Origin of the sequence: Dehalobacter sp. DCA (assembly GCF_000305775.1) — a bacterium.
Taxonomy (GTDB): domain Bacteria; phylum Bacillota; class Desulfitobacteriia; order Desulfitobacteriales; family Syntrophobotulaceae; genus Dehalobacter; species Dehalobacter alkaniphilus.
In genome coordinates this window covers 1166922-1186052 of sequence record NC_018866.1, presented here as the reverse complement: position 1 = coordinate 1186052, position 19131 = coordinate 1166922, and the positions used below count along the sequence as shown (strand labels likewise).

Annotated in this window: 19 protein-coding genes and 1 riboswitch; of the genes, 17 read left to right on the top strand and 2 right to left on the bottom strand. The window is 42.1% G+C overall.

The genetic code is table 11. The annotated features are described in order from the left end of the window. The first annotated feature begins 24 nt into the window (after positions 1 to 24). Entirely contained in the window at positions 25 to 1203 is a 1179-nt protein-coding gene (locus tag DHBDCA_RS05540) for an FMN-binding protein (RefSeq protein ID WP_015043206.1), read from the top strand. Positions 1204 to 1231: 28 nt separating this feature from the next. Beyond that, positions 1232 to 1438: a hypothetical protein gene (locus DHBDCA_RS05535; RefSeq protein WP_015043205.1), complete on the top strand. Its 207-nt coding sequence runs from the start codon at positions 1232 to 1234 to the stop codon at positions 1436 to 1438. Positions 1439 to 1449: 11 nt separating this feature from the next. Here the strand turns inward: DHBDCA_RS05535 and DHBDCA_RS05530 are convergent, their stop codons facing one another. After that, positions 1450 to 2139 carry a Crp/Fnr family transcriptional regulator gene (locus tag DHBDCA_RS05530; RefSeq protein ID WP_242824977.1) on the bottom strand — a complete coding sequence of 230 codons (690 nt, stop codon included), beginning with the start codon at positions 2137 to 2139 and terminating at the stop codon, positions 1450 to 1452. A 384-nt stretch (positions 2140 to 2523) separates the two neighbouring features. Between DHBDCA_RS05530 and DHBDCA_RS05525 the strand changes: the two genes are divergently transcribed. The 3 genes from DHBDCA_RS05525 to DHBDCA_RS15415 are packed head-to-tail and all read left to right on the top strand — an operon-like array spanning position 2524 to position 4498. Continuing rightward, positions 2524 to 3162 carry a cobalamin B12-binding domain-containing protein gene (locus tag DHBDCA_RS05525; RefSeq protein WP_015043203.1) on the top strand — a complete coding sequence of 213 codons (639 nt, stop codon included), beginning with the start codon at positions 2524 to 2526 and terminating at the stop codon, positions 3160 to 3162. A gap of 3 nt (positions 3163 to 3165) precedes the next feature. Continuing rightward, entirely contained in the window at positions 3166 to 4338 is a 1173-nt protein-coding gene (locus DHBDCA_RS05520; RefSeq protein ID WP_015043202.1) for a uroporphyrinogen decarboxylase family protein, read from the top strand. Between the two features lie 16 nt (positions 4339 to 4354). Further along, on the top strand, positions 4355 to 4498 hold the full coding sequence (locus tag DHBDCA_RS15415) for a hypothetical protein (protein WP_015043201.1): 144 nt from the start codon (positions 4355 to 4357) through the stop codon (positions 4496 to 4498). Between the two features lie 306 nt (positions 4499 to 4804). Here the strand turns inward: DHBDCA_RS15415 and DHBDCA_RS05515 are convergent, their stop codons facing one another. Then, positions 4805 to 5110, bottom strand: a complete 306-nt coding sequence (locus DHBDCA_RS05515; RefSeq protein WP_015043200.1) for a pyridoxamine 5'-phosphate oxidase family protein — start codon at positions 5108 to 5110, stop codon at positions 4805 to 4807. Between the two features lie 125 nt (positions 5111 to 5235). Here DHBDCA_RS05515 and DHBDCA_RS05510 point away from each other — a divergent pair, with 125 nt between their 5' ends. From DHBDCA_RS05510 to DHBDCA_RS05455, 12 genes are all read left to right on the top strand, one after another. Further along, entirely contained in the window at positions 5236 to 5610 is a 375-nt protein-coding gene (locus tag DHBDCA_RS05510; RefSeq protein ID WP_144020271.1) for a winged helix-turn-helix transcriptional regulator, read from the top strand. 405 nt (positions 5611 to 6015) lie between these two features. Beyond that, the gene (locus DHBDCA_RS05505) at positions 6016 to 7557 is read left to right on the top strand and encodes a reductive dehalogenase domain-containing protein (protein ID WP_015043198.1); all 1542 of its coding nucleotides are present in this window, start codon (positions 6016 to 6018) and stop codon (positions 7555 to 7557) included. Between the two features lie 12 nt (positions 7558 to 7569). Then, complete coding sequence (locus DHBDCA_RS05500) at positions 7570 to 7875, top strand: hypothetical protein (RefSeq protein WP_015043197.1); 306 nt, start codon at positions 7570 to 7572, stop codon at positions 7873 to 7875. A 258-nt stretch (positions 7876 to 8133) separates the two neighbouring features. Then, positions 8134 to 9339: a 4Fe-4S binding protein gene (locus DHBDCA_RS05495; protein ID WP_015043196.1), complete on the top strand. Its 1206-nt coding sequence runs from the start codon at positions 8134 to 8136 to the stop codon at positions 9337 to 9339. A 319-nt stretch (positions 9340 to 9658) separates the two neighbouring features. Further along, complete coding sequence (locus tag DHBDCA_RS05490) at positions 9659 to 10324, top strand: Crp/Fnr family transcriptional regulator (RefSeq protein ID WP_015043195.1); 666 nt, start codon at positions 9659 to 9661, stop codon at positions 10322 to 10324. Between the two features lie 117 nt (positions 10325 to 10441). Then, entirely contained in the window at positions 10442 to 10642 is a 201-nt protein-coding gene (locus DHBDCA_RS14855; RefSeq protein ID WP_041226353.1) for an FmdB family zinc ribbon protein, read from the top strand. A gap of 57 nt (positions 10643 to 10699) precedes the next feature. After that, a riboswitch (cobalamin riboswitch) is annotated at positions 10700 to 10880 on the top strand. Positions 10881 to 11000: 120 nt separating this feature from the next. Beyond that, entirely contained in the window at positions 11001 to 12494 is a 1494-nt protein-coding gene (locus DHBDCA_RS05480) for an ABC transporter ATP-binding protein (RefSeq protein ID WP_015043194.1), read from the top strand. Then, complete coding sequence (locus DHBDCA_RS05475) at positions 12481 to 13206, top strand: energy-coupling factor transporter transmembrane component T family protein (RefSeq protein ID WP_015043193.1); 726 nt, start codon at positions 12481 to 12483, stop codon at positions 13204 to 13206. Before DHBDCA_RS05480 ends, DHBDCA_RS05475 begins: the two co-directional genes overlap by 14 nt. Positions 13207 to 13308: 102 nt before the next feature. After that, a complete protein-coding gene (locus DHBDCA_RS05470) occupies positions 13309 to 13845 on the top strand; it encodes a hypothetical protein (RefSeq protein WP_015043192.1) in 537 nt (178 codons plus the stop codon). A gap of 45 nt (positions 13846 to 13890) precedes the next feature. Then, complete coding sequence (locus DHBDCA_RS05465; protein ID WP_015043191.1) at positions 13891 to 15258, top strand: UbiD family decarboxylase; 1368 nt, start codon at positions 13891 to 13893, stop codon at positions 15256 to 15258. A gap of 40 nt (positions 15259 to 15298) precedes the next feature. After that, positions 15299 to 17374 carry a hydantoinase/oxoprolinase family protein gene (locus DHBDCA_RS05460; protein WP_015043190.1) on the top strand — a complete coding sequence of 692 codons (2076 nt, stop codon included), beginning with the start codon at positions 15299 to 15301 and terminating at the stop codon, positions 17372 to 17374. Continuing rightward, positions 17371 to 19122 carry a hydantoinase B/oxoprolinase family protein gene (locus DHBDCA_RS05455; RefSeq protein ID WP_015043189.1) on the top strand — a complete coding sequence of 584 codons (1752 nt, stop codon included), beginning with the start codon at positions 17371 to 17373 and terminating at the stop codon, positions 19120 to 19122. The genes DHBDCA_RS05460 and DHBDCA_RS05455 overlap by 4 nt, the downstream gene beginning before the upstream one ends. Positions 19123 to 19131: the final 9 nt, after the last annotated feature.

The following is a 19131-nucleotide window of genomic DNA, read 5'->3' as shown; positions in this document are numbered from 1 at the left end:
GTCACACTTCTGGAGGAAGCAGTAATGTTAAAACGCATAATGATAGTTGTTGCGGTTGCTATATTGATTGGGGCTTTGGCATATTCCAATATGGCAGCAGAGAAGGATGAACTCCTTTACATGAAACAGATTTTGCCGCAAACAAACTTTGAAAAAATAAGTAACAACCCTCCAACTTTTAAAACGGATCAAAGCAACGGCAAGGAACATTATTATGTCGTATTTGGAGAGGCCAATGGTTACGGCGGGCCAATGAAGGTAGCTGCAGTAATTGATCCGCTGGGGGAGATCCAACAGGTTGTGGTTGTGGAGAGCAGAGAGACGCCTAGTTTTTTGAACAAAGTCTTAAAGGCAAAATTTCTGGATCAGTTTAAGAACATAAAAGCAAATGATCCGATTGAACTGGGTGCTGACATTGATTACGTCACCGGGGCCACGGTAAGTTCCAGGGCTATCGCCAATGCTGTACGACAGGGAAGTCACGAAGTGGCAGTCAATCAACTTGGTCTAAGCATATCGGAAAAGCCGGAATCCTGGAAGTTTGGGTTAGCGGAAGCAAGCGCGATCATTCTGCTTTTAGCCGTATGGGTCCTAAGCTTGGTGTGGAAAAAGTCCAAAATGCGGTATATTACTTTACTTGCTGCAGTCATTATCTTTGGATTCTGGCTTAAAATCCAGATTTCCTTATCCTCTATCTCGGCATTATTGATGGGGTATTGGCCTTCTATACACAGTAATATGATTTGGTATGTAATCGTACTAGGTGGTTTAGGAATCGCTCTTTTTTCAGGACGCAACCTATACTGTTACTGGCTGTGTCCTTTCGGGGGAGTACAAGAATTAACAAGTATGGTAAGAGGTCGCAGCAAGTGCCGAAGGGTATCTAATCAGCTCCTGAAATTATTGCCTAAGATACTGTTATGGTCTGGCTTACTTTTAACTTTCCTGTACCGGAACCCGGCTATTGGTAGTTATGAACCATTTGGCACGTTGTTTGGGCTTACAGGGACTTTTCTTAATTGGCTATTATTGCTTGTGATTATGACGGGGTCCATCTTTATCTATCGGTTCTGGTGCGATTGCTTCTGTCCAGTAGGTGCTTTTCTGGATATTTGCGCTAAAATCAGGCGTAGACTCGGAAAACTCGTGCACTTACCTGAGAAAGTTACCCAGCACCAAATGCCGATGAATAAAAACGAGTAGGTGTAATTAAATCAACGCGAGGGAGAAAATGAATAATAAATACAATATCGGTGATATCCTAAACCATGCCTTATGTGTTGTTACACTTGTAATAATCAGTTTGATCTTTTGGCAGAACATAGATTCTAATTCTGTTGCAGACTTAAGTGCCCAAAAAATTAATATGGAATCCCAAACTCCTCAGGAGCCTGAAATTCCAGAAGATATTGATATGCATAACTTTGCAGTAGAATAAATGAGGCCAGTTTATAATTGGGATTCAACCCATGATTTGAAGTCTTCGGGAAAATATATATTTCGATCTATTACTTTGATCATACCTTTGTTTTTTAAATCAGAGAATTGCTTCGTAACAAATTCTCGTGTAGCACCAATAGAATCTGCAATCTCTTGATGAGTAAGGATATATGGGGCTTTATACCAATTATCATATTCTGAGTGATTGAGTGAATAAAGATTACGTAAGAATAGTAAAAACCGCTGTCTTGGAGGGAAAAACCATAAGGATTCGAAATTTTCTACAAGCGCAATAGCGTAATTACTCAAGTAGTCCATAAAAGCAAAGGCCAAGATGGGGTTACCATTAATTCCTTCAAAAATTTGATTTTTCGTGACATAACAAATTGTGCTGTCTTCACAAGCCCTTATCTCAAGGGGAGACGATTTTACTTCCAGAAGTACGGGAACTAAACCGTAAATTCCTCCGGCTTGAATAATACTCACTGTTCTTTGTCTTCCGTCTTTACTTAACATCATGGTCTTCAATGTTCCTTTTTCGACACACTGGATGTAGTTTATTTCTTCACCGGTATTTATGACTCTTTGTCCTTTGCTTACAGTAAAACGTTGACCATTCGTCTTCATAAAATCAAATAGTTTTTCAGATGAAGGCTCCCATGGGAAATGTGAATAGTCAAACACTGCAATCACCTCCACATACAGATTCCCCTATACCTTATCATATCATTTCTGTTTCTGAAGATATGTGAATCAAGACACACTCTGTCTTTGATTATCAGAAAAGCAAAACAAAGGAATCGTCAGAAAATAAGGATAATTAAAGCATTTCCAAATAATATAAAAATTATTTGTTATTATTTGTTAGGCCAATAAAAATAATCCACAATGAAATTGGGTAAAAACTGTTGTATAAATAATACGGTAAATAATTTTGAAAATTTAAAATATATAAATTATACCCTTAGTAAGCGCTAAGCTTTATTAAATTTTATCTATGATATATTTACTTGTATAGACAGCAAACTTTATTATCAATAGACTAAAAAATAGCTGTAAAAAGTTTAAGGAGGATGGTTTGAAGTGATGGATTTGAAAGCCCTGATTCAAGCGATGTCCGATTTGGACGAAGACGTGTTAAACAAGGCGATTGATGAAGTGCTAAGCAAAGACGACAACGCCGCCGAAGTTCAAGAAGTTGTTAAAGCCTGTCAGCAAGGTATGACGCTCGTAGGTGAACGCTATGATTCGGGCGAGTACTTTATCGGAGACCTGGTCTTCGCCGGGGAAGTTTTGCAAAACGTAATGGACAAGCTCAAACCGGTTTTAAGTGCAGGATCTTCAGCAAAAGGCGGAATGATTGTCCTGGCTACCGTTTTCGGAGATCTTCATGATATCGGCAAAAATATTTTCAGATCCATGGTTGAAGCCGCAAATTTCGAGGTGATCGACCTGGGGATCAATGTTCCGGTTAGCCAGATCGTGGACAAGGTTAAAGAGGTTAACCCTGATATCGTAGGCTTAAGCGGCGTACTGACTTTAGCGCTGGATAGTATGAAAGAAACGGTTGATGGACTGAACAATGCGGGCCTTAGAAATTCAGTCAAGGTGATTATCGGCGGAGTACCCGTTAATGAGAATGTATGTCAAAGCATAGGGGCGGACGCCTTTTCGACAAACGCAGCTGAAGGGGTCAAAATATGCCAAAGATGGGTGGGTTGATTGATGAGTGAAATAATGAACCTTTACCAAAAACGTGTAGAAAGAGTTTACAAAGCCATTAATCTAGAACAACCGGATCGAGTTCCGATCTCTTCCGCTCTTGGAACATGGTCTTCCTACTATGCAGGGTACACTGACTCCGAATCCAACTGGGATTTGGATAAATGCAGTAAGTCTCTTCTAAAAGTAGTTAACGACATACCGATGGACGTCTTGCACATGTTTTACGCCAGACCCGGTGGCATGTATCAGGCTTTGGGCAGTAAATCTTTTCATTATTTGAATGAAAGCAACATTGTTCAATATTCAGATGAGAATGCGGAAGTAATGACTAGCGAAGAATATCCTGAATTTATTAAAGACCCATTTAGGTTCATGGTGGAAAAAGTTTTGCCGCGGAAATATTCGGAATTGGCAAAAGAATCACCTGCAAAGGATTTAGCACTAGCAAAAGGCGCTATGCAATTTGGTATGTATGGAGCGAAAAAGGGCGCTGCAGAGGCTAATCTAATAACCCAGTATGGAATACCTATGCTATTTGATGGTTTAGCAATAATGCCATTAGATTGGATTGCCGATTTCTTCCGGGGTATTAAAGGCGCATTTATGGATATGCGTCGTCGGCCTGAAGAATTGCTTGAGGCTGCGCAGGCACTTACTCCGTTAGTAATAAGGTTTGGAATGGGTCAGATGTTTTCAACACCACCGAAAGCAAACCCCAAAATCATCCTACTTCCTTTACATTTACCTACTATGCTTAAAACAGCAGATTTTGATAAATTTTACTGGCCTATGTTTAAAACGATTATCGAGGCCTTCGTGGCTAATGGAGTAATTCCAATGCCATTCTATGAAGGAGATTGGTCACGCTACTATGATCATCTTCAAGATCTGCCTGCCAAGAAAACACTGGGATGGTTCGAACACGGCGATTCTAAAGAACTTAAACAGAAGCTTGGAAATACCATGTGCATACTAGGTCTTTTTCCGTTAACGTTGTTACAATATGGCACGAAGGAAGAATGTATTACCAAAGCGAAAGAATTATTGGATGATCTGGCTCCTGGCGGAGGATATATTTTCTCAACCGATAAGGAACTTCTTTCGGCAGCTGACGGCAAGGTGGAAAACATCATCGCCGTAAACAAGTTTGTCATGGAGTATGGTATTTATTAATAGGAGGTGCTTCACGGTGGAAGAACAATTGTTGATCTCTTGGAGTGATATCGTAAAAGAGCATCCGGAGCTCGCAGATAAAGATCCTGCGATGGGTATGAATTGGGATATCGGGCAGGAAATGATTTTTGCCTATGTAACTTTCCTGGCGCTCTTTTAAACAAAGAGAATAAGGGAAACTAAGAAAAAATAACCGAAATAAGTTAATAGGTCAATTTCAGGCTGTTTTATTTAATGTCATAGAAGATTACTACAGTCTCGAGCCAGGAGAAAATCCTGGCTTTTTATCACTTCAAATATTGTAGCTGCGAGAATGTGTGAGTGGAGTATCCAGCGGAGTATCTTGTATGTCTACGCTGCCCAAGAAAAAAGGAAAACGCCTCAAAATAATATTGAAGCGTTAGAGATGGGACTCATATTACCTTAATTTATTTACATTAGTGTCAATAGCTCCTAGAAAGAAGGTTTATATCAGAGCATCAACTTTTGCTGGGGTGAAAATGAGCTTCTTATCCTTGACCTCAGCTGTACCATTGAGACGATAGCCTTTAGGTCCGCCGTCCATTGTGGCTGCAACAACCCATATGTTTTTGTCAGCTGCTAAATTCTGTTGTGTTACGTCCATTTTGTAAATGCCGAAGACTACTGTGTCACCTACAACTTCGCCTTTGCCAACAATAATTGGGTGAGGAATGCCATCTGCACCCAGTGTGACAAGGGAAAGAAAGGCCGAACCCTCAATGACTGCTTTGACCCCTTCATTAATAACCATCTCGCCATCTCCTTAATATTTTTTGATAGTCTTTACTTTAGTTTTGCTACCTAGTACAATATTACTACCTGGATTTTATTTTTCAAGTACGCAGAAAATGATGAGTAGGTAAGGAAAAACTGACTATGAAAAGCGATCAAAACAACAGCGCATGCAGAAATAACTGCCCATGTATGGAGGATTGTCCATTAGGAAGTGCATTAAGGTTAATAGGCGGAAAATGGAAAGTACCCATTTTATGCGCGCTTAATCAAGACGGTATAACAAGGTATAATGAACTGAAACGCAAGATTAGAGGCATAACAAATACGATGTTGGCAGGTTCATTGAAGGAATTGGAAGAAGACGGTCTTATCTACCGTAAACAATATATGGAGATGCCGGTGAGGGTTGAATATGCATTGACGGACCTTTGTAGTGACCTGATGCCGATTCTAAAACAACTTGCACATTGGGGGATTCAGGTTCAGGAGTCTGAATACACATTGAACAAAAACTAAGAAGTGCCCCGATAATATATGTTGTATAAAATAATAAGGCGAATATTTTGGGGAGCATTAGTCTGAAATAGTCTATTGCTCCTTTGTTTGCATTATACAAAAATACTTAGGGTTGTCAGAATGGGGCTTATCCTAAAGGAATACATCATTTGATCAAAGCCAGTTTTACTTTTACTTTTCTGAATATTCAGAAAAGTATTTGTTTAACATACACAAAAAGTTGACTGCTATACACTGAATACGAGCGCTCGTGTTTAAGATATGATCTGTATTTTAAAGTAAAGGAGGAAAGGTATAGACTCACAAGTCTAAAAAAACCAGAACTTCATAGCGCAAATGTTTAGCATCTAAGGGACTTTTAACATTATCTTTTTTATTTTCACAAATTGGAATGGAGTGAACAGGATGGAAAATAACCAGTTAGAAAATGGCTCGGTAGCAGACAAGATTAAATCTGTTCAAATCAGCAGACGTTCTTTATTTAAATTTGCCGGGCTTGCTGGAGGGGTAGCGGCACTCGGGGGAATTGCTGCCAGCAGCTTTGGTGATGCAAAGTCCATTGATACGATGATGGGATGGGAATCAGAACAAGGGGAAGTATATTTTAATCGTGAGCCATTTAGAGTAGATAAGCCTGGTTATGAGATTAAAGGACCAGTCAATCGTGTGGATCAAGACGTTGATTCACCAACCTTTCGTCGTCTGTACTATCAGGAAGATGCCTTATTAAGCAAAAAAGGCGAAGAAAATTTAATGCCCAGATTGAAGGAATATTACGCAAAGCATCCTGATAAACTGGAAAGCGATAGAGCATGGTTCACCAAACTTCTTCCGAACCTCGCTGAAGAAGAGAAAAAAATGAATAAGGATATGTGGGGGATTGCAACTGCATGGAACAAGGCTTGGACCAGCATGCTTGCTCCCTTAGTAGGGGACCCAAAAGAGTGGGACTTTAAGGGTGTAATTAAAGAACCATTAAAAGTTAAGGATCCAAAAGAAACAAGCAAACTCATTAAAAAAATGGCAGGCCTCTTTGGTGGGACTTTAGTGGGTATTACGAAAGTCAATCCGAGGTGGATCTTAGGCTGGGGTGGTGGTGTGGACCCCAGGATGCTTCCAATTTTAGCTGCGGTAGGAATCGATCCAATAACGCCAAGAGGGGTAAGAGGTGGTCCCATAGACATCCCGGATTGGTGGCAATATGCAATTGTCATTGCTGTACCCCATGAACCTAATTTGATAGAAGCAACACCGCTTTTTTACAGTCCATTTGAGGCATATACGCGGTCAGGCCTTGCTGCTGCAAGACTTACGGGTTTTATCAAAGCTTTGGGGTATCCTGCCAGATATAACGGAAACCCAATTGTAGGGTGGGATGAACTTTTACCCACGCCGTTAGCAATTGATGCCGGATTAGGTGAGATGGGAAGGCCTGGCATATTGGTTACACCTGAATTTGGACCCTCGGTAAAATTGGCTGTTGTACTGACCAATCTTCCCATGGAGCCGGATCGGCCAATCAACATGGGCTTAAAGGATTTCTGCGACAAGTGTGGTATTTGTGCGGAAAAATGTCCTGGTGGCTCTATTCCAAGCGGACAACCCGAACTGCAGGACGATGGCGTAGTACGTTGGATGTCAGACAGAGAAAAATGTCAGAACTATTATGCTTCTGTTCCCATCAGACATATGTGTGGTGTTTGTTATTCTGTGTGTCCGTGGCGCAGATATGACAATGCGTTGCATAAGTATAGCCGTGAATTGGCTGTAAGAGATCGAACCGGAATAGCACATCAAATCATGCTATGGGGGCAAAAGAGCTTTTATCCGAGTCCGTCAAAGGATGATTATAATGCTCCGACGTGGGCGACTTATAAAGACGTGCCTTGGTGGATGAGAACGGATATGTTCTTTGACGGAATACCGGAAGGCATCTTTAAGAAATAGGAGGGATAGCGGATGAGCCTTTATTCGTTCATTGCAGGAATGGGAACAGCGGTAGCTGTGTATTGGTTGTATTCATGGTCGAAGCAACGTGGTCAAAGCTTAAATTGGTGGAAATGGTTAGTCGTTTGTGCGTGGGTTTTATTACTCTTTTTAACGGATATATTTATTTTCACTAGTCTCGGTGAAAATGAGTCTCGTGCTGCTTTAATGGGCGGAGTCTTTTTGACTGCAATCACTGTAATTTCAGGAGTCGGGATCTGGCGTTGGTTTTTTACTGTACCGAAAGCAAAAATAACTGATAATGCATCTAAAATGTAATTATTTTTGTTCTCAGTTTTAAGGTAAGACTGAATGGTTTGCTGCCCAGAGAGAAAACAAAAATATAATCGCTGGGCAGTCAAACCGTTTGTCGTAAAAGCGTGGTTGGCAGTTTGAGAAAATTTGAGGGACACTCTTGTAGCCGGATCCAACAAGACTTGGAACTACATGCACTATGTTTCAATTGAGGCGGGAAGTGCTGAGAAAGGCACGTAGTGCGGATATAATAAACGATGGTATACCGGGAGATGTGTAATTTTGTCTAAAGCTCATTTGAAAAAACTGTTCTTATTTATGTTTTATGGATCTTTAATGATTGCATTATTGTTTAGTTTTAAGGGCAGACAGATGGATGTCCAGCAATTCTTACCCTCAATGCTGAGCAATACTCAGGAGTTTAAAGCGATTGAAACTCACCCTCTGACCTATGCTGGCTATAAGAATATCAACGGTCAGGATACGCTGCAGGGATACGTAGTTTTTGGACAAGGAAACGGGTATGGCGGTCCTGTATCTGTTTTAACGGCTACAGACCCCAACGGTAACGTTTTAAAAGTTCGGGTTGTAGGGTATGCTACGGAAACACCATCCTATATTCATTCAGTTTTAAGTGGGGATTTTCTAAAACAATTTATAGGTAAATCTGTAGATGAACCGCTGGAAATTGGCCGGGATATCGACAGGGTGACCGGCGCTACGCTTTCATCGAGAGGGATTACCAATGCAGTCCGCCAGGCTAGTCATGGGTTGGGCAGAAACCAATTTGCCTTGAATATCTCCGAACCCTCGGAAAATATTCATTTGGGGACCAAAGAAATAGGTTTGGCTTTATTAATACTTGCAACGATTATTGGGGTGCGTTTAAAAATCACTAAGCTGCGGTGGCTAGTTCTTATATGCAGTATATTTTTTACAGGTTTCTGGTTTAATTGTTCAATTTCGCTTGCGAACATTGCCAGTGGATTAATGGGATTTTTCCCAGCTTTTAAACAAAATCTTTTTTGGTATATTTTGATCGTCGGGATTCCATTAATTATTTTCTTAAGCGGGAAGAATCTATACTGTTATTGGTTATGTCCTTTTGGAGGAATTCAAGAGATACTGGCAAAAATCGGAGGCGGAAAACTAAAATGTAATCATCATGTAGCGACATGGCTGCAAAAGATTAAATACATGTTAGTTTGGATCGTACTGATTGTATGCTTTTGCTTGAAATCACCAAGTGTAGGAGGTAGTTATGAGCCTTTTGGAGTCCTGTTCGGATTTCAGGGGGTGAGTGTGCAATGGATACTGCTCAGTATTATCCTGGTTGTATCGCTGTTTATTAGAAGATTTTGGTGTTTATATTTTTGTCCGGTCGGGGTGATCAATGAAATCATCATGAAAGTAAGACGGTTCGTAAATTCCCTTTTCCAAAAGAAACAGGAACAAGGTATTCTAACGAATAAAGGAAGGTCACTATGAGGCACCTTGGCTTTAAGGAAATATTTTTCTGTACTTTGACAGCAATCATCTTATTTTTAGTTATGATCTTAGTATTTAGCAACATAGAACAACTCTTATAACCATTCACCAGCGTTAATTAAATTGACGCTCGTCGTTAGATGTCCATTATCTGCATACTGTATCCACGAAGAAGAACAATAATATATAATCAAGGTAGGGTAGTTCTGTCTGTCCGTGTCTCTAATTACCAAGAGACTTAGGTAGGACAAGGAAACATAATTACATTTTCACACATTAATTAGTCTAAATACAAGGCTAAGTACAAGGGAGTGTAATCATGAGTGATAATGATATACCGTGGCTGAAACACACAAAATTATTCCGGTCGCCAATAGATGGATGGAAGAAAGTTTTTGCGGATAGAGAAAGATTGTTATATCCCAAAGGAAGCATTATTATTAAACAAGGCATTACGATTGAGAAGCTATTATATATTTTTACAGGGACGGTTGAATATTCGAAAGTTGACGAAGAAGGCAATGAGGTTCTCATTGATGTCTTGGGTGCAAATAATTTATTTATGATTGCTCCATTGTTTACCGGTATTCCCCCTCTCGGTTCATTTACGGCTGTTGAAGACACAGTAGCAGCTGCAATTTCAATTCAGGAAATGAAAAGCTTGATGAAGTCTGATTTTACGCTTACTGAAGAGTTGCTCTACGACCTTTCAATGAAAAGTAATAACCACATAAAACGGCTGCAAAAACATTACGCTTACAAGGTAGACCATAGAATTATCGAAACTTTGTGTGCACTTGCTGATCAACAAGGGATGCGATTATTTATCAATCAACAAGGTTTGGCTGAACTTGCAGATACAACAAGAGTAACGGTATCAAAATTATTTCGCGATTTGAAATCTGAGAACATTATACGGCCAATATATGGAGGGATCATTATACAGGATTATAGCCGTCTAAAAAACTGGCAGAAACATATTTAAAGATCTGTAATTAAGACCAGCTAGTATTTTCTCCTGATGTCATACGGATATAATGTTAGGGACGCAATGAATTTATTATTGATTTGATGAAGAAAAGATATTTTAGGAGGTTATTAAATGCCAACTTATGACTTTATTTGCGAAAAGTGTGGTCACAAGTTTTCTGTTTTTTGTAGTGTTAGTTCAAGAGACAAACAAGTATGTCCGCAGTGCGCTGATGATAAAATAAGTCAGCGGTTTACAACGGTTAATACCTATGGAGTTAAAGGTGGTAAAACCTGTTCATCTGGGAAATGCGGTTCTGGCTGCAAATGTTAGGATCTGCACCATCTTTTCTCTTGACTTTTCTCCAATTTCATTTAGAATAATACGTAATAATCATATATTCTTTTTGGTGTCTCTTATGGAGAAGAATAGGGAATCAGGTGCAAATCCTGGACGGACCCACCGCTGTAAATAGTTGTGATGACTGTACAATGCCACTGAGAAATTGGGAAGGCACAGAAGTCGGTTAAAACTATGAGTCAGAAGACCTGCCAATAAAGATATCGTAATGAAGCGACGGTAAAGTTTCAGTTTGAGAGTTAGTATCTCTCAAAACTGGAACTTTTTTTATTTTGCATGCATGTAGTTTACATGTATATAGTTTACATTTTTATATGGAGGCTTTCATCCGATGGAACCTGCGGTACAGCTTAAAATAGAATCTCTTACTTTTCCGCCTGAGACAAAGAAAGTGTTAAAAGATATCGACTTAACCATCAATAAAGGAGATTTTATCGCCATTACAGGGGAAGCGGCATCGAGAAAATCGATGTTGCTCCATAGCATCACCGGAGCAGCGCCTCAATTTTTCAATGGGCAGTTAAACGGCACCATTAGGGTCATGGGGCAAGATATCCATGATATTCCCCTGGCCAAAATGTGCGATCACATCGGCTATATGATGCAGGAGCCGCAAAATCAAATTGTCAGTATCACGGTAGAGGAAGAAGTGGCTTTTGGTATTGCCAATATGGAACTTCCTTGGGAGGAAATGAAGAACAGAGTCAAAAAAACGTTGCAATTCGTTGGACTGGAGGGTTTTGAACAAAGAAATACGGATGGACTGTCCGGCGGACAAGCCCAAAGAGTGGTATTGGCAAGTGTTCTCGCTATGGAAACTCCCATTCTTGTTTTAGACCAGCCCACCGCAGAATTAGACTTAAAGGGAAAACAAGACCTCTATTCTCATATCGGTTTTTTAAATAAAGAAAAGGGAGCTACCGTGATTATGGTGATGGACCGGGCCTGTGATATTCTCCCTTATACCAATCGTATTCTTATCATGGCTGAAGGAACAATCAAAGAAGAATGCAGCCCTGATGACTATCAGAAACGTTTAAATAAAACAAGGCCAGCAAGAAACATTACGGCAGCAAATGAAAAAATAATTGAAGTGAAGGATCTATCCTTTACCTATAAAGGAGATTTTAAGGGATGTGAAAAAATCAATTTAGCCATTAATCAAGGGGATTTTATTGGGTTGATTGGACTCAATGGTTCAGGGAAAACGACGCTCTTAAAGTTAATGGAAGGTTTGCTTGTCCCGGATGCTGGTGCGATTCAGATATTTGGCAAACCCCTGACCAAAAGAAATTTAGCAACCATACGCAGTCAAATAGGTTTTCTGTTTCAAAACCCTGATCTTCAAATCTTTACGAACACAGTAAAAGACGAGGTAGCTTTTATTTTAAGAACAAGAAAACTGCCGGAAGAGGAAATTGAAGAGAAGGTGAATGGAATTTTAGCTGAAGTCGGGCTGTTGGCATACGCCGATATTCATCCTCATAGGCTCAGCCGCTGCCAGCGTCAGAAACTGGCAATTGCCTCTGTTTTAGTAGGAGGTCCCGAGATTATCATGGCTGATGAACCAACCTCAGGCTTAGATGAAGAACAAAGTACTCTGATCATGGAGCTGCTTTCTGCATTTCAGCAACAAGGTAAAACGGTTATTCTCGTTACCCATGACCTGAGTTTGGCCAAACAATATACCAATCGAATCATGGCGATGCATAAGCACCATCTGGCATTGGATATTGCGACCCCAAAAATTGGTTCTTTTGAAAAAACATTGAAGGACATCGGATTAGATTTTCAGAAGGAGGGCATTGCTTATGGCCTTCATTGAAGAAATTGATCCGCGCACGAAGTTGGTATGGTGTTTAACACTGATCCTTACAGCTTTGCTTTCGCAGAATCTGATCCAGGAAATTGGGATGATTGCATTGGTAATGATTACGGATTGTATTTTTTCTAACCATTTAAAAAAATATAAAATACTTTTGCCTGTAATGCTTTTAGTAGCCTCGCAAATTCTTGTGATACAGCTTTTGTTCTGCCGGGATGGAGAACTTGTTTGGCAGTGGGGAATCGTATCTGTTTATACTGGCGCTATTCCGGCCGCTGCTTTAGGTATTACCCGCACGGTAGCTATAACCTTTGCTGCCGTTCAGTTTATGACCTGGACTTCTGCCACAGATGCCGCTTTAATGCTCATATCATGGCGTGTTCCTTATCGCTATGCCATGTTAGTTGTTATGACAAAACGGTTTTTTCCTCTGATGCAAAAGGAATATCTGGCAATTTCAGAGAGTCAATCTGTTCGGGGTTATCCCTCTGAAGGGATTAAAAATAGAATAAAAAATCTTCCGTTAACGTTTATGCCGTTGCTATATCGTACAGTCCGGCATACTTCAGATATTGCTCTTTCGATGGAATTAAAAGGCTATGGCAGAAGCAAGCAACGAACTTTTGGCAAACAATTGCATTTAAAAAGCTGGGAAATGATCAGTATGGTGGTTTTTATCCTATTTTTCATTACAGTTAACTTAGTACCTTGATAACTCCAAAATGCATGTAAACAATTTAACGAGAGGGAACAAGTAGATTTAGGGTTGACCTGGTACTAAAATATAAAAAATATTTTATTTTAGGAGGACATTATGAATAACAAATTTTTCAGAACCGACACAAAAGCACTCGTGGGGTCCATTCTCTTAGGTATTGTCTTTGTCATAGCCTGTCAGGCTACAGGTTTTATTGACAACCTGCTTCCCACAGGCAAAGCAGGCATGTACTTAATTAACGGTACGGTCTGGGCATCCTTTACGGCACTCATTGTCCTGCTCTATAAACAGCCTGCCGGAATCATTGCCGGGGAAGTTGAAGCTATCATTTCCATCTGGTACAGCCCGCTGTGGATTGCTTTTGTCTTCGCGAATGCCATCGGGTCACTTGCCGTATCATTGGTGGCAGCCAAGTGCTCCATGGAAAAATGGTGGCACCACATTCTCGCCCAATTTCTCTGCAATGTTTTAGGGAATGCTGTTGTTTGTATTGGATTAATCAATATTTACCAGTTACCCATCAAGGTTGCCGTAATTGAAGCATTGATTACTATTGCAGTCTGCTGGCCTCTTTCCACAATCATCACAAAATTGGTGTATGACAGCATTAAAAAATCAGGTTTAGCCCAATAAAGAATCATTCGCGGGAGACAATGCAGTAAGAAAAGAGGTTAGGACATGAGCCAAGACTTAAGAGATTTTTTGAAGCAGCTCGAACGAGATGGTGAAGTAAAGCATGTCACGGAAGAAGTTAAAAGAGCATATGAAATCAGCACCCTCATTATGGAACTGGAAAAAGAGCATCGTTATCCCGTCATGGTTTTTGATAAAGTAGAGAACAGTGCGTTTCCTGTGGTGACCAGTATCTTAAGCACCAGAGAACGGTTTGGCAAAGGACTGGGTGTCGAAGCGTCTAAAGTTTCTGAAACCTATGCCGAGCGTATCAAAAAACGGATCGAAGAGGTCAAAGTTATTAAGAACCCTCCTTTTGCCGAGCATTGTATCACCGGCGATGACATCGATCTCTATAAGCTTCCGATTCCGACCCACTTTCCGATTGACGCCGGGCCCTATGTAACCTCTGGACTGTGTGTTGCCAAAGACCCTGTAAGCGGTGTGGAAACCTTAGGTTTCCACCGCATGCAGTTAAAAAACAAGAATACCTTAGGGATATCACTCCATTCCCGTCAAAGACTCTGGGAATATTTTCGAAGAAGCGAAGAAAAAGGACAGAGCCTGGAAGCCGCCATCGTGATTGGTGTTCATCCCAATATTGCCTTGGGATCGATGGCCCTCGTTCCATATGACCAGGGGAAATATGGTGCGATTGCCGGACTTTTCGGTGAACCATTAGAGGTTGCACCTTGCGCAACGGTCAATTTACAGGTTCCGGCCTATGCGGAAATTGTCCTGGAAGGTGAAATACTGGCTGATGTGCGGGAAAAGGAAGGTCCTTTCGCTGAATTTACGAATTACGCCTGCTATCGCAGTACGGAGAATGTCTTCAAAGTCAAAGCAATCCGCTACCGGCAAAACGCTTTTTATCATGACTTGACACCTGGGATGAGCAGTGAACATATCACGGTTGTGGCCATTCAGCGAGAAGGCGATGTTTTAAACGCTTTACATCAGACTTTGCCGAATATCAAAGCAGTTCATGCACCCTTTTCGGCCTGCGGATTGTTTCATTGCTATATTTCTATGAAAAAAATTGCCGAAGGGCAGCCTATGCAAGCCATTTACGCCGCTTTTGCTGTCGACCACAATATCAAGATGGTCATTGTGGTGGATGAAGATGTCGACGTCTTTAACGAAGAGGAAGTCCTATGGGCACTTGCCACTCGGTTACAAGCGGATAAAGGGGTTTCCATTTTACCGCAGCACCTGGGAATGGGTGTGACCCTTGACCCCTCAACGGATGAATTAAGCCGTACGTCCAAAATGGGGATTGATGCCACAAAGCCCTTAAGCGGTTTCGCCCCTAAAATCCAATTGGACGATGAAGTAAGAGCGGCAGTGCAACGGCTTCTTAAATATGCCAAATAAGGGTTGTGTGTTCTAAATATACCGATTAAGGGATGAGCGTATGATTAAAATTGCCATTGATACAGGAGGTACTTTCACCGACTACACCGCGGTAGGGACGTTTCAGAACAGTGAACACAAAACGGTCTTTGTCAAAAATCTCACGGATCATAACCATCTTGCCCAGGGGATGATCGCTGGCTTAAAAAAATTAGCAGATGCCTGGCATACGGATTTAGAGACACTCCTCTCAGAAACGGAACAAATTATTCACGGCACCACCTTAGCGTTAAACGCCCTTTTAGAAAAAAAAGGCGCGGTCACTGCACTTTTTACCACGGAGGGTTTCCGTGATGCGCTGGAGATACGCCGTTCTCAGCTTGAAAATCAATGGGATCTGCGAGCGGAAACGCCGGATGTACTGGTTCCGCGCAGACTGCGCTTGGGTATTGCGCAGCGCATGGACTACAAAGGGGACATCCTTAAAGTGCTGGATGAACAAGCTGTCCGAAATGCTTGTCTGAAATGCAAGGCATACGGCGTACAGAGCATTGCGGTTTGCTACCTTTTTTCTTTTCTAAATCCGGAACATGAAAAAAGAACGGCAGAAATTATTCGAGAAGAACTACCCGGCGTTTTCGTGGCGCTCTCTTCGGACGTAGCACCAAAAATCAGAGAGTATGAAAGAACTTCCACGACGGTTCTCAATGCTTATCTGACGCCGGTTCTTCAAGATTATCTCCACACCGTCAAAAAGGAACTGGCCCAATATGGTTGGGGCAAACCGATTCATATGATGATGAACAGCGGTGGCTTAAGCGATACGGATGCGATGTCCAGTTTCGCTGTCAAAACCCTTTTTTCGGGACCTGCCGGTGGTGCCTGCGGCAATGAAGCCATCGGGAAAATGACAGAAAAGCCCTATACGGTGTTGGCAGATATGGGGGGGACCAGTTTTGATGTGCATGTGTCAGACAGTAAAAATCAGCTGATTCCCCAATCGAAGATCGCTGGCTATCCGTTATCGATTCCGACCATTGACATCACTTCCATTGGAGCCGGCGGGGGTAGTATTGCCCGTCTGGATGAAAGTGGAAGATTATTGGTGGGACCGGACTCCGCCGGATCAGTTCCAGGCCCTGCCTGTTACGGTTTAGGCGGGACCGAGCCTACGGTTACGGATGCTCTGGTTGTTTTGGGACTGATCGATGAAGATAGTTTCCTCGGTGGTCAAATGGGCCTTAATAAGAAGCTGGCTGAAAAAGTGATTCACGACAAAGTTGCTGCCCCGCTGGATATCTCTGTAGCAGAAGGGGCCAATATCATTTACCGGATTGCTACTGAGATGATGGCTGATGCGGTGCGTCTTGTCACAATCCAAAAAGGCAATGACCCCAGAAAATTCTCCTTGATCGGCGCGGGAGGAGCTTTTCCGTTGTTTGCAGCCAACATGATGGATGCGCTGCATATGAAAGAAGTCTTATTTCCGGTCATCGGTCCTGTCTTTTGTGCATGGGGTATGTTAGGGGCAACCCGTCGCTGTGATTTCACGCGAAGTTTCTTTATGGAAAAGGGACAATGGGACCCATCGAAAATTAACGTGGTTATTACCGACATGAAAAAAGAAGGAAAAGCGGAGCTCGGGCGTTTGGGAGTACCGGAAAATGAGCAGAATTTCCGACTTACCCTGGAAATGCGTTACATCGGACAGCACCATGAAATAGCAATACCCTGGCAGGGAGCGTTTACCTCAGAGAGCCGGGATGCTTTAGAAATCGCCTTCAATCGTACCCACGAAAGCATCTATGAATATGCAGAAACAGACAAAGAATGGGAAATCATTAATATCCATCTGGCTTGTCTAGAACGGGAAAAGGAAAACACACGCTTTCCGTTCCCTGAGAATGACATTCTCTTAGCGAATAGGACAGTGGCAGGGAATCCCTTCGGACAAACGGGCGAAATTTCCGTCCCTGTCTACCACGCCGGTGATTTAACCGGCAATGGTACAAAAGGTATCAACGGCCCGGCTCTGATCAATTTTGACTACACCACGGTTTTGATCCCCGCTGGCTTTGCAGGCAAATCGGTTAAGAACGGTGTTTTATCTATAACAAAAGAAGGTGCAGAAGCATGACAAGGACAACGACGGAAGATATGATTAACCGCACCGTTATCGCCAATCGTCTCGATAGTATCACCAAAGAAATGGGACTCGCCTTGGAGCATTCTGCCCATTCCCCGATCTTCGCCGAAGCCTGTGACTTTGCTTGTTGTATTTGTGATCGAGACGGTCAATTGGTCTCTCAGTTAAGCGGTATTCCGATTTTGGCGACAGCAGGCTCCTTCAGCGTCAAATCTGTTTTGCGGAAATATCCGAATAGCATCACAAACGGTGATGTTTTTATAATCAATGATCCTTATGACGGTGGAAATCACCTGCCTGATATCGGAATCATTACCCCTGTCTTTTTTGAGGACAATTTAATGTTTTTCTGTGTCAGCCGCGCCCATCACGGGGATATCGGAGGTTCCACCGCGGGCAGCTATAATCCCAAGGCAACCGAAATATTTCAGGAAGGAATTCGGATTCCCCCGACAAAACTAATGCGCAACAACGAATTCATTGGTGAAATTTTAGATCTGATTTTAATCAATACCCGTAATCCCGACATGCTCAAAAGCGACCTCTTAGCCCAGATCGGTGCCAACAAAGTTGCTGCGAAGCGCATTCTGGAGATGGTGGAAGCCTATACGCCCGCTGTCGTAAACAAAGCCATTGCCGAAACCCTGGAACAAACCGAGATGCTCACGAAGAAGCGGATACGGGAGATTCCTGACGGTATTTACCGGGCGACCGAATACATTGATGATGACGGTTTTCAAGAAGAACCTGTTAAAATTGAGATTGCAGTGAAAGTAGAAGGCGAACGTCTTTTAGTTGACTTCGCAGGGACAGACCCGCAGGTTAAAGGCTTTATCAATACTTCAGTGGTCACAGCGACGACTGCTTCGGGTATTGCGGTCCTTTGGTTTTTAGGCGACGATATTCCCAGAAATGATGGTGCCTTCCGCTGCATCGATGTCCATTTGCCCAAAGGGTCTTTAGTAAATCCTTATGAACCGGCACCCATGACGCTTTGCACTTTAACTCCGGCCAGTGAAATGATCGGCGCCATTTTTCAGGCACTGAATCAAGCAGTCCCCGGAAGGGTTCCTGCGGGATATACGCGCTATGCAGGCCCTTCTTATTATGGCAGAGACCCCAGAAATAACCGTTATTATGTAGGATTTTCTTTCTGCTCGACCGGAAGCGGCGGTGCAATGCAAGGAAGAGACGGAAAATCCTATATGTCGCCCATGTCTAATTTCGGCGGCGTCAAAACGCCGGATATTGAATCCAACGAAATCCAATATCCGCACATCACCCTTTATCATGAAATGGAAACGGATACGGCCGGCGCCGGAGAATATCGCGGCGGAGCAGGGATGAAATATGCGTTTGAGCTATACGATGAAGGCAGCCATATCGTGAATTTTGGGGATGGGATGAAATTTGCGCCTTACGGTTTAAACGGCGGAAACCAAGGGAGTTTAAATAAAGGGGTTTTTCTTCATCAGGGGGAACCGGTCGTTATGGCAAGTAAAGAAGCGCCAAGATGTGTTGCCAAAGGTGACCAGGTCATTCTGAGTTCCTGCGGCGGCGGCGGATGGGGCAAACCGCTGGACCGCCCGGTAGAAAAGGTATATGCGGATGTTTTGGATGAGATCATCTCCGTAAAAACGGCTAAAGAAATTTATGGTGTTGTCATAACTGAAACGGGAATTGATTATGATAAAACGAATCAATTCAGAAACAGTAAAAATGGGAATAGAAGAGTGTAAGAAAAAATA